Annotated in this window: 10 protein-coding genes and 2 pseudogenes; 6 read left to right on the top strand and 6 right to left on the bottom strand. The window is 73.6% G+C overall.

Features of this window, described 5'->3' with window-relative positions; translation table 11 throughout:
* Together ACZ4NB_RS35885 and ACZ4NB_RS35880 are read left to right on the top strand one after the other, a co-directional pair.
* Positions 1 to 95: pseudogene (locus ACZ4NB_RS35885) on the top strand (carbohydrate ABC transporter permease); the annotation flags it as partial.
* Positions 92 to 1,084: a zinc-dependent alcohol dehydrogenase family protein gene (locus tag ACZ4NB_RS35880; protein WP_467667232.1), complete on the top strand. Its 993-nt coding sequence runs from the start codon at positions 92 to 94 to the stop codon at positions 1,082 to 1,084. The pseudogene ACZ4NB_RS35885 and the gene ACZ4NB_RS35880, both read left to right, overlap by 4 nt.
* Positions 1,085 to 1,132: 48 nt before the next feature.
* Here ACZ4NB_RS35880 and ACZ4NB_RS35875 read toward each other — a convergent pair whose 3' ends face one another.
* Both ACZ4NB_RS35875 and ACZ4NB_RS35870 read right to left on the bottom strand, forming a co-directional pair.
* The gene (locus tag ACZ4NB_RS35875; RefSeq protein ID WP_467667231.1) at positions 1,133 to 1,615 is read right to left on the bottom strand and encodes an NUDIX hydrolase; all 483 of its coding nucleotides are present in this window, start codon (positions 1,613 to 1,615) and stop codon (positions 1,133 to 1,135) included.
* Between the two features lie 3 nt (positions 1,616 to 1,618).
* Entirely contained in the window at positions 1,619 to 3,169 is a 1,551-nt protein-coding gene (locus tag ACZ4NB_RS35870; protein ID WP_467667230.1) for an ATP-dependent DNA ligase, read from the bottom strand.
* Between the two features lie 134 nt (positions 3,170 to 3,303).
* Between ACZ4NB_RS35870 and ACZ4NB_RS35865 the strand changes: the two genes are divergently transcribed.
* The gene (locus ACZ4NB_RS35865; RefSeq protein ID WP_467667229.1) at positions 3,304 to 4,020 is read left to right on the top strand and encodes a histone deacetylase; all 717 of its coding nucleotides are present in this window, start codon (positions 3,304 to 3,306) and stop codon (positions 4,018 to 4,020) included.
* A gap of 75 nt (positions 4,021 to 4,095) precedes the next feature.
* On the opposite strand, the gene ACZ4NB_RS35860 is transcribed toward ACZ4NB_RS35865, so the two are convergent.
* Positions 4,096 to 4,953 carry an HAD-IIA family hydrolase gene (locus ACZ4NB_RS35860; protein ID WP_467667228.1) on the bottom strand — a complete coding sequence of 286 codons (858 nt, stop codon included), beginning with the start codon at positions 4,951 to 4,953 and terminating at the stop codon, positions 4,096 to 4,098.
* A gap of 94 nt (positions 4,954 to 5,047) precedes the next feature.
* On the opposite strand from ACZ4NB_RS35860, the gene ACZ4NB_RS35855 reads away from it, so the two are divergent.
* Positions 5,048 to 6,361, top strand: a complete 1,314-nt coding sequence (locus ACZ4NB_RS35855) for a phosphoribosyltransferase family protein (protein WP_467667236.1) — start codon at positions 5,048 to 5,050, stop codon at positions 6,359 to 6,361.
* Positions 6,362 to 6,371: 10 nt separating this feature from the next.
* On the opposite strand, the gene ACZ4NB_RS35850 is transcribed toward ACZ4NB_RS35855, so the two are convergent.
* From ACZ4NB_RS35850 to ACZ4NB_RS35840, 3 genes and pseudogenes are all read right to left on the bottom strand, one after another.
* The gene (locus ACZ4NB_RS35850) at positions 6,372 to 6,695 is read right to left on the bottom strand and encodes a putative quinol monooxygenase (RefSeq protein WP_407285716.1); all 324 of its coding nucleotides are present in this window, start codon (positions 6,693 to 6,695) and stop codon (positions 6,372 to 6,374) included.
* Between the two features lie 112 nt (positions 6,696 to 6,807).
* A complete protein-coding gene (locus ACZ4NB_RS35845) occupies positions 6,808 to 6,885 on the bottom strand; it encodes a 50S ribosomal protein bL37 (protein WP_384428599.1) in 78 nt (25 codons plus the stop codon).
* A gap of 76 nt (positions 6,886 to 6,961) precedes the next feature.
* Positions 6,962 to 8,262 (bottom strand): annotated as a pseudogene (locus tag ACZ4NB_RS35840) (4-hydroxybenzoate 3-monooxygenase).
* Positions 8,263 to 8,474: 212 nt separating this feature from the next.
* Here ACZ4NB_RS35840 and ACZ4NB_RS35835 point away from each other — a divergent pair.
* Positions 8,475 to 9,548 (top strand): YncE family protein, encoded by a 1,074-nt coding sequence (locus ACZ4NB_RS35835; protein ID WP_467667227.1) that lies wholly within the window; start codon positions 8,475 to 8,477, stop codon positions 9,546 to 9,548.
* A 309-nt stretch (positions 9,549 to 9,857) separates the two neighbouring features.
* Entirely contained in the window at positions 9,858 to 10,208 is a 351-nt protein-coding gene (locus ACZ4NB_RS35830; protein ID WP_467667226.1) for a peptidase inhibitor family I36 protein, read from the top strand.
* Positions 10,209 to 10,211 lie beyond the last annotated feature (3 nt).

Raw genomic sequence — 10,211 nt, 5'->3', positions numbered from 1 at the left:
CCGCCGCCACCGTCATCTCCCTCCCCGTACTCCTCGCCGGATTCGCCGCCCAGGACAAACTCGTCCAGGGCCTCTCCCTCGGAGCCGTGAAATGAAAGCAGCCGTGATCAGCGCCCCCGGCAAGGTCGAGATCGCCTCCGTGCCGGACCCCTCCCCCGGCCCGCGCGAGGTCGTGGTCTCGGTCGCCGCCTGCGGGCTGTGCGGCACCGATCTGCACATCCTCCAGGGCGAGTTCGCGCCCACCCTGCCGGTGGTTCCCGGGCACGAGTTCGCCGGTACGGTCGTCGCCACCGGGCGTGCCGTCACCGAACTCGCCGAGGGCGACCGGGTGGCCGTCGATCCCTCCCTCTACTGCCACGAATGCCACTACTGCCGCATCGGCCGCAACAACCTCTGTGAGCGCTGGGCCGCGATCGGGGTGACCACGGCAGGCGGCGCCGCGGAGTTCGCCGTCGCTCCCGTGGCGAACTGCGTCAGACTGCCCGACCACGTACGCACCGAGGACGCGGCCCTGATAGAGCCGCTCTCCTGCGCCGTGCGCGGCTACGACATCCTGCGCTCCCAGCAGTTGGGCAGCCAGGTCCTGATCTACGGCTCGGGCACGATGGGCCTGATGATGCTGGAGCTGGCCAAGCGCACCGGCGCGGCCGGCGTCGACGTCGTCGACATCAACCCCGAGCGGCTGGCCACCGCCCGCACGCTGGGCTGCAGCAACGCGGCCGGCTCCGCCGACGAGCTGGACCGCCCGCGCGGCTGGGACGTGGTCATCGACGCCACCGGCAACGAGCGCGCCATCCAGGACGCGCTGGGCCGGGTCGGCAGAGGCGGCACCTTCCTCCAGTTCGGCGTCGCCGACTACGCCGCGCGCGCCACCATCGAGCCGTACCGCATCTACAACCAGGAGATCACCATCACCGGCTCGATGGCCGTCCTGCACAGCTATGAACGCGCCGCCGGGCTATTCGCCGCCGGCGTCCTCGATCCGGAGGTCTTCATCAGCGACCGGCTGCCGCTGGACCAGTACGCGCAGGGGCTGGGCCGGTTCCAGGCGGGCGAAGGGCGGAAGATCCAGGTGCTGCCGTAACGGTGCCCGGGGGCCGTCGGGCGCCGCGGCCGGGCGGCGCCACGGCCGTCACCGGTCCGTTTCCTCGGCCGAGAGCCGCTCCGCCAACCGCTCCAGGAACACCCGCTGGCCCTTGACCAGCCGTTCCCCGGCCTCCTCCGGCCGGAACCACGCCACCCGGTCGATCTCGGGAAAGCTGCGGACGACCCCGGAGCCGCGCGGCCACTCCATGTCGAAGGTGCCGGGCACGATCCGCTCGGGATCGAGCTCGCCATGGACGGCCCAGACGGTCACCACCTTGCCGCCCGACTGGCGGACGTCCCCCAGGGGCACGTACCGCCCGTCGGGCGGCGGCATCCCCAGCTCCTCCTCGAACTCCCGCCGCGCCGCGTCCAGCGGCTCCTCCGGAGGGACGTACTCCCCCTTGGGCACCGACCAGGCGCCGGCGTCCCGCCGCGCCCACAGCGGACCGCCCATGTGCGCCAGCAGGACCTCGGTGCCGTCCGCGCCGCCGCGGTACAGCAGCAGCCCGGCGCTCCGCCGGCCCGCCACGCCCTACGCTCCCCCGGCGGCATCGTGCGCGGCGAGCACCATCCGCACCGTGTCCGCCTCCGCCGCCGTCTTGTCCTCCCGATAGCGCAGCACCCGCGCGAAGCGCAGGGTGACACCCGCCGGGTAGCGCGACGAGGTCTGCAGCCCGTCGTAGGCGATCTCCACGACGAGTTCCGGACGCACCGTCACGACATGGCCGTCGTCGGCCACCGCGAGCGCCCGCAGCCGCTCGGTCTGCCAGTCGAGGGTGGCGTCGGTGAGGCCCTTGAAGGTCTTGCCCAGCATGACGAATCCACCGTCCGGCCCGCGCGCGCCGAGGTGGAGGTTGGACAGCTTCCCGGTGCGCCGGCCGTGCCCCCACTCCGCCGCCAGCACCACCAGGTCGAGGGTGTGCACCGGCTTCACCTTCAGCCATGCGGCGCCCCGGCGGCCGGCGCTGTACGGGGCGTCGAGCGCCTTGACCACCACGCCCTCATGGCCCCGGCGCAGCGTCTCGGCCCAGAACTCCTCGGCCGCCGCCCGCGCCGCCGCGTCGGCCGGGTCCGCCACCACGCAGCGGCGCACCCGCACCCGCTCGGGGACCAGCCCGGCCAGCTCGCGGTGCCGCTGCGCGCCGGGCAGTTCCAGCAGATCGCGGTCGTCGAGCGACAGCACGTCGAAGAAGACCGGGGACAGCGGCAGCGCGGCCTGGGCGGCGGCGACATCGACCCGTGAACCGAAGCGGCCCGCGACCCGCTGGAACGGCACCGGCCGGCCCGCGTCGTCCAGGGCGATCACCTCGCCGTCCAGGATGAACCGCTCGGCCGGCAGTGCCCGGGCGACGGCGACGACCTCGGGCAGCCGGGCGGTGACCTCGTCCAGCGTGCGGGTGTGGATCCGGACGTCCGGCCCGTCCCGGTGCACCTGTACGCGGATGCCGTCGAGCTTCTCCTCCACGGCGCAGGCGCCGAGCCGGTCGACGGCCTCGGCCACCGACTTGGCGCTGTGCGCCAGCATCGGCCCGACGGGCCGGCCGACGGTGAGGCGGAACCGCGCGAGCGCCGGTGCCCCCTCGTCGAGCAGCGCCGCCGCGACCTCCGGCAGCGATCCCGCCAGCATCACGGCCCGGCGTACGTCCGCCGCGGGCACCTCGCTCGCCGCGGCGAGCCCTTCGACCGCGAGGGCGTCCAGCGCGCCCTGGCGCACCTCGCCGGTGAGCAGTCCCACCAGGAACCGCTGCTCCTCGGCGGTCGCCGCGGCCAGCAGAGCCCGGACCCGGCTGCGCCGCTCCTGCTGCGCCCCGGCCCCCGAGACCCGCGCCAGGCCGGTCAGCGCCGCGTCCACCTCGCCCACCGTCAGCGTGGCGGCGGCCGCTGCCGGGACCGGCTCGCGCAGCACGCTCCAGCCGACGCCGATCCTCCCCTGGGGCAGCCGCCCGGCCAGATACGGGATGACCACGGGGGCGTCCTCGGGGGCGGCGGCCCGGAACAGCCCGGCCAGCAGCGCGATCTTCCGCGAGCGCGCCGAGGTCGCGGCGACCGCTCCCGACACCCGCGCGAGCGCGGCCAGCAGCATAGGGCCATGGTGCCTCCGCGGTGCCGTCCCCGCCCGCCCGGACCGCGTCCGGTGCGGGCCGGGCTGCGGCCCAGATGCGCTCGACCGCGGAGCGGCTGCCCGGCGGGCCCGGCGCGGCCGCGTAACGTGAGGCTGTGATCCGGCCCCGACGCCCCGCATCCCTGCCTCCCACCCCGGAAGCCACCGACGGCCCGCACCCCGGCGATCGGCTCTGGTACGCCGCGTACGGCTCCAACATGCACCTCGACCGGCTGACGTACTACCTCGTCGGCGGCCGGCCCCCCGGCGGGCTGCGCAGCCACCCCGGCTGCCGGGACCCCCGCCCGCCCGCGCACAGCGCGCCGGTCCTGCTGCCCGGCCGGATGTACTTCGCCACCGAATCGCCGGTGTGGACCGGAGGCCGGGCCTTCTACGACCCCGACTACGCACCGGATCGGCAGGATCCCGCCGAACTCCCGGGCCGGGCCTATCTGCTGACGGCCTCTCAGTTCTCCGATATCGCCGCCCAGGAGATGGCCCGCGAGCCGGGCGACGAGCTGGATCTGACCGATGTCCTCGCCCATGGCCGGGCCCGGATCGGCCCCGGCCGCTACGAGACCCTGGTGTGCGCCGGAACACTGGACGGGCTGCCGGTGCTGACCTTCACGGCCCCGTGGAGCAGCGACGACATCTCCGTGCACCTCAATCCGCCCTCCGCGGCCTACCTCAAGCACATCGCCGCCGGCATCATCGACTCCCACGAGTGGAGCCCGCTCCGGACCGCCGCGTATCTGGCGGGCTGCCCGGGAGCGTCCGGCCGCTGGCAGGCCGCGGACATCGCGGCGCTGCTCACCGCACCCGGCACCCCGTAGCCACCGGGGAGCCCGTCACCGTACGTTCGCCGTCCGAGCCATGCGGTCACCGTTCCGGGCAGGCGGTCCCCGCGGTCATCGTCCGAGCAGCCCGGGCAGATCCGGCAGATCGGCGAACGAGTCGAGCACATGGTCCGGGGCGCCGCGGGCGGCCCGGTGCGTCTCCGGCAGATACTTACCGGTCCTGACCAGGACGCCGGTGATCCCGCAGCGCTGGGCCGCCAGCACATCGGACTCGATGTCGTCGCCCACCATCAGCGCCGCCGAGGCGGGGGCGCCGAGGTGCGCCAGCGCGGCGGCGAAGAACTCCGCGGCCGGTTTGCCGGTGACCACCGCCTCGACCCCGGCGGCCCGCTCCAGTCCCGGCAGAAACGCCCCCGTGTCGAGGTCGAGTCCGCCCGCCGTCCGCCAGTACAGGTTCCGGTGCATGGCGACCAGCCGGGCACCGCGCTGCAGATACCCGAAGACGGCGTTGAGCGCCGGGTAGTCGAACTCCTCGCCCGCCCCGCCGAGCACCACCACATCCGGTCCGTCCCGATCCGCCCCGGCACCGCTGCCCGACCAGATCTCCACGCCCTCCAGGTCGTCCTGGACCTCGCCGCTGCTCAGCAGCAGACAGCGCGCGCCGGGATGGTGTGCGCGCAGGTAGGCGGCGGTCACGGCGGGGGCGGTGAGGATGTCGTCGGCGTCGACCGCGAAGCCCTCCCCGGCCAGTCGCCGGGCGATCTCGGCGCGGGTGCGCGAGGTGGTGTTGGTGACCAGGGCCAGCGGGACGCCCGCGGCGCGCAGCCGGTCCATGGCTTCGACGGCGCCGGGCAGCGCCTTCCAGGACACCGTGAGCACGCCGTCGATGTCGATCAGAACCGCTCCGATTCCTGCCATACGCCGACGGTAACCACGCCCCGCCCGCCCGGACGTACGGGCGCACCCCACCGGCCGCCCGACTTGCGGAGCACCGGCATCTGAGGTAGTTCGGAGGTGAGGTGTGGACGTGGCTTCCGTCTCCCCTGGGCAGGGGGTGCACACTGTGCTGTTCACCGACCGTACGGATGCGGGGCAGCGCCTCGCCGAAGCGCTACGGCACCTGGAAGGGGAGGAGCCCGTCGTCCTGGGCCTGCCCCGCGGCGGGGTCCCGGTGGCCTTCCAGGTGGCGCGGGCGCTCAAGGCGCCGCTCGATGTGATCGTGGTCCGCAAGCTGGGGGTCCCCTACCAGCGAGAGCTGGGATTCGGCGCCATCGGGGAGGGCGGCGTACGGGTGATCAGCGACGATATCGTCCGCCGCGGCCGGCTCGATCAGTCGGATGTGGACTCCGTGGAGAAGGCCGAGGAGGCGGAACTCCTACGGCAGGCGCACCGGTTCCGCGCCGGGCGGCCCCGGCTGCACCTGGAGGGGCGGACGGCGATCGTGGTGGACGACGGGATCGCCACCGGCGCCACGGCGGCCGCCGCGTGCGAGGTGGTACGGGCGCAGGGCGCGACCCGTGTGGTGCTGGCCGTACCGGTGGCGCCTCCGGACGCGGCCGATCGGCTCCGGAGCAAGGCCGATGAACTCGTCTGCCTGTCCACCCCGTTCGGCTTCGCCGCCGTCGGCGAGTGGTACCAGGACTTCTCCCAGACCCCCGACGACGAGGTGGTGTCCCTGCTGGAGCGGGCCGCGCAGGGGGAGGGCGCGGCCGCGGACGGCGATCCGCTGGTGGATGCGGGAGGCGGCTCGGACGTGGAAGAGGAGGTGGCGATCGACGCCGCCGGCGTCCGGCTGACCGGTGACCTCAACCTGCCCGCCGGCGCCAAGGCGATCGTGATGTTCGCCCACGGCTCGGGCAGCAGCCGGCACAGCCCGCGCAACCGCCTGGTCGCCACCGCCCTGAACCGGGCGGGCCTGGGGACCCTGCTCTTCGACCTGCTCACACAGGCGGAGGAGGCCAACCGGGCGAACGTCTTCGACATCGAGACGCTGGCCGAGCGGCTGACCGACGCCACCGACTGGCTGCGCGGCCGGGCCGACGTGCCGATCGGCTACTTCGGTGCGAGCACCGGCGCCGCGGCGGCGCTGCGGGCCGCCGCCTCCCCCAGCGCGGACATCGGCGCCGTGGTCTCCCGCGGCGGCCGCCCCGACCTCGCCGGGCCGCTGCTCGCCGGCGTACGGGCCCCGACGCTGCTCATCGTGGGCGGCAACGACCCCCTGGTCCTCGATCTCAACCGCGAGGCCGAGGCGGCGCTGCGCTGCGAGACCCAGCTGGAGATCATTCCCGGCGCCACCCACCTCTTCGAGGAGCACGGCGCCCTCGACCAGGTCGCCGCTCTCGCCAGGGACTGGTTCGTCGGCCACCTGGTCGGCTGAGGGCCGCCCCTCAGTCGATGGTGATCTCGCCCATCGCGCTCCAGCCGTCCGCACCCTCGATGGTGGTGCTCACGATGTCGGGCGTGCGCCGCAGCAGGGGGCGCATGGTCTCCAGACCGGCGCGGAAGTGGTCGGAGTTGACGTGCGCCTCGGCGGCGTCGTCCTTGAACGCCTCGACCAGGACGTAGGTGTGCGGGTCCTCGATGCTGCGGGACCACTCGAACCACATGTTGCCCGGTTCGGCGCGGGTGGCGGCGGTGAAGGCTTCGACGTGCCGGGGCCACTCTTCGGCGTGCTCGGGCTTTACGGGAAACTTGACGACGATGAAGATCATCGATCGATGATAGGACACCGGGGTCCATCCGCCGTCAACCGGGTCATACAGGGCCATACCCAAGGGGCACGCGGGGTGCCCCTTGGGCCGGGGACCGGGTGCGGTCCTCAGATCAGCACTGCGGCCGCTTGCCGTGGTTGGCTCCGCCCTTGCGGCGGGCCCTCTTCTTGCGACGGCGCTTCGAGGACATGACGTCTCCCTTCTCCGTACCTCAACACTAGGTTTCGCGAAGGTTCTACCACCTCTCGGCGGCGTCCCGCCCCGTCTTACAGATCGGCCTCCTCGCCGATGTACAGCCCGGCGAACGCCTTCGCCGCGGACTTCGAGCCCAGCAGCCGGCGCAGCCGGGCCGACGCGGTGCCCGCCCGGAACCGGTCGCCGCAGGAGGCGCCGTGCAGCGTCTCGGACAGCCACTGCGAGAACTCCAGGTACTGCCAGACCCGGCGCAGACACGTCGTGGAGTAGGCGTCGAGGCCGCTGTCGTCGCCCCCGCGGTGCGCGATCAGCGCGTCGGCGAGCAGCAGCGCGTCGTTGATCGCGAGGTTCATGCCCTTCGCGGCGATCGGGGCGACCAGGTGCGCCGAGTCGCCCGCCAGGTACAGGCGGCCGTACGCCATCGGCTCCAGTACATAGTTGTGCATGTCCAGAACCACCCTTTCGAGCAGGGGGCCCTCGTTCAGCGGCGGGGCCCCGGACGCGGCCAGGCGCAGCCGCAGCTCGTCCCACACCCGCTCGTGCGGCCAGTTGCGGACGTCCTCGCCGGGGGCGACCTGGAGGTAGTAGCGGGTGATCTGGGGGCTGCGGGCCATATGCGCGCCGAAGCCGCGCTCGTGGATGCCGAAGACCACCCCCTGGGCGGAGGGCGGGGCCTCGGCGAGCAGGGCGAGCCAGGCGACGCCGTGGTCGTAGCGGGTCAGCACCGCCCGGTCGGCGGGTATCGCGGCCCGGGTCACCCCGCGGGCGCCGTCGCAGCCCGCTATGTGGTCGCACTCGACCCGGTGCCGGGCGCCGGATCGGTGTACGACACGGCGGGCCGGTCGCCGGTCAGATCGTGCAGCCGCACCTCGCGTACGCCGAAGCGGGCGTCGCCGCCGGCGGTGTCCACGTACGCCGCGACCAGGTCGGTGACCAGCAGCGGCTGCGGGTAGACGAAGTGCCGCCGCCCCGAGAGCTCCGCGGTGCGGACCGTGTGCCGCTCGCCGTCGAACCGGAACTCGAACTCCGCCTGGGTCTCGGCCCGTTCGAGCAGCCGGTCGGCCAGCCCGTGCCGGGCCAGTGCGCGCACCGCCCACTCCTCGATGAACCCGGCACGCGGCCGTCGCTCGATGAACTCCCGGCTCTCCGCCTCCAGTAGCACGCAGTCCACACCGGCGGCGCGCAGCAGATTCGCCACGACGAGTCCGGCGGGACCGGCGCCGACGATCGCCACCGAGGTGCGCGTGAGGGTGAGTTCGGCAGGAGAGGGCACGGTGTGCGGTTCCCTTCGGGTGTCGGTGAGAACGCACGCAGTATGACGGTCGGCCGGCTCGGCAGGTGCGGCGGGCACCGTGCGAGCGGCCCGGCGCATGCCGCCCGGCGGACGGCCGGAGGCGGGAACGGGGACGGGGGCGGGGCCGAGGCGGATCGATCGGCTCGGCCGACCGGGCGACGGCGCACCACGTGGACCGCGCAACGAGCGGGCGGCACTTCACCCGCCCGGAGCACGGCCGAGGGCGGCCACGCGGGATACCTGATCTTGTGGAGCCGTAATGATCACCAAAAAAATGACCCAGGAGAGCCATGCACCGTTACCCCCTGACCGGCGCCCCGCCTGGAAAGGCCCCCGACCGGCACCATCCGAACGTTCCGCCGCCGTCCCGACGCCATCGCCTCTGCTGGATCTCGGCCACCGCCGTGCTGCTGCTCTGCGTGCTGGCCGCGGCCGGCACACCACCGAACCCCCCGCCCCGGCACACGGCCGCCCGCTACCCCGTGCGCGTCAGCGCCTACGTGGCCAACAGCGGCTCGGCGACCGTCTCGGCCTACGACACCCGTCTGGAGCGCCGGGTCGGCGACGTCCAGGTGGGCCACGGCCCCACCGGCGTGGGTGCGGCGCCGGACGGCGAAGTGGTCTATGTCGCCAACAGCCGCTCGAACACCGTCTCCTTCATCAACACCGCCTCCCGGCTCGTCATGGCCACCGTGCGGGTGGGGCACCGGCCCTTCGCGGCGATGCCGTCCCGCGACGGCCGCCGGGTGCTGGTGGCCAACTTCGGCTCGGACACCGTCTCGGTCATCAACGCACGGGCCCGCCATGTGATCGCCAACGTGCCCGTGGGGCCGCTGCCGCACAGCATCACCACGATTCCCGACGGACGCGGCTATGTGACCGACAACGGCGGCGGCGAGGTGACCGTGCTCGACCCCAGCGCGCATGCGATCCGGGTGATCCCGGTGGGCGACTTCCCCAGCGGGATCAGTTCCTCGCCCTCCGGCCACCGGGTGTTCGTCTCCAACACCGGTTCCGGCACGGTGTCGGTCATCGACCCGCACGGCGACAGGGTGGTCGCCACGCTGCCGGCGGGCCGGGCACCGCTCGGCAACGCGGTCAGCCCCGACGGCAGGCACCTGTACGTCGCCGATTCGGCCCGGGACTGCCTGCTGATCATCGACATCCCCTCCCGTCACATCGTCGGCCACGTCCACGTGGGCGTGCAGCCGCAGGGGGTCGCCGTCACCCCGGACGGCCGGCGGGTGTGGGTGACCAACGAGCAGTCCGACACCGTCTCGGTCATCGACCCCTTCGCCCGGCGGCTCCGCTTCACCCTGCCCACCGGGCACGAGCCCGAAGGCATCGCCATCACCCCGCGCTGAGCATCGGACCGGGCGGCCGGACCGCGACGCCCGCCGCGCCCGCCTCGGCACCACAGCGCATCGCACAGTTCGAACAACGCGTCGCCTCGCGCGTGCGGACACTCGTACAACGATGCCCGGAAGCGTGACAGCGACTCGAACGCCGTACGCGGCGCCGGCTGTTGCCACACACTCGTCTCTACGGCCTTGGCCTGGTCAAGGTCCCTCGGGCCGGTGAGTGTGACCAGGCCAAGCCCGCCCGCACATCCGGCGCATGCCCAGGTGGGCGCCCCCCGTGCGGATCACGTTTCGACTGTCACGGGAGATCCCATGCGCCTCCAGCACGTCACCGCGGCACTCGGTTCCCTGGCCGCCGCTGCCGCCCTCGCCCTGTCCGCCACCGTCCCCGCGCACGCGGGGACCGGCGCGGCGTCGGACCCGCACGGCTGCCCACGAGGCTCGGTCTGCTTCTGGCCGGAGCCCGCCTTCCACGGGGAGATGCAGGCTGTGCCGGACACGCAACGCGGCTGCGCGGCCACGCCCGTGCAGCCCGCGCAGTCCATCTACAACAACGGCGACCGGTCCCGCTCCTTCTACTCCTCGCCGCACTGCGCGGTACAGGTCGGCGCACTGCGGCCGGGCGGCTCCGTGCAGTCGGTCTCCGTCGCCAGCTGGCAGTAACGC

This window comes from Streptomyces sp. NPDC026575 (genome assembly GCF_055567415.1).
The sequence above is the reverse complement of the archived record's forward strand: the minus strand, read 5'-3'. Positions and strand labels throughout refer to the sequence as shown.